We start from the raw sequence: 471 nt of genomic DNA on the forward strand, positions 1-471 counted from the left end.
CCGGGCGCGGGCGGTGTCGTAGGCGGAGGCGTACGAGCCGCCCGGGTCGACGGCGCCGCCGGCCAGCCACGTGGCGTCGGGCCGGGGCAGGTGTCCGTCGTCCAGCCGGTCCCAGGAGGTGATCAGCCCGGACCCGACGAAGTGGTGGTTGCCGAGGGTCTCGCGTACGCCGAGGTCGGAGAGGACGGCCGTCGGGACGCGCCGGTGCAGGGACTCCAGGGCGGCCGTCGAGGAGACGGTGACCAGCAGGTCGGTGCGGTCCAGGACCTCGCCCATGTGCCCGTACACCAGGCGGAGGTTGGGGGGAAGCCCGCCCGGGAGGCGTTCCGCGAGGCGCTGGTAGGGCAGTTCCTCGATGTGGGTGGTGTGCTCGCCCGGCTTGGAGCGCAGCTTGAGCAGCACCTCGCGGTCCGGGTGCAGCCGGGCGTGCTCGACGAGCCTGCGCAGCAGGTACGTACGGTCGGCGCGGGA

1 protein-coding gene is annotated in these 471 nt (G+C 74.1%); it reads right to left on the minus strand.

The annotated features are described in order from the left end of the window. On the minus strand, window positions 1-471 hold a 471-nt coding region (locus G3I17_RS39270; RefSeq protein WP_343238571.1), incomplete at both ends, for a DUF6716 putative glycosyltransferase.

Source organism: Streptomyces sp. SID13031 (genome assembly GCF_010548305.1).
Taxonomy (GTDB): domain Bacteria; phylum Actinomycetota; class Actinomycetes; order Propionibacteriales; family Kribbellaceae; genus Kribbella.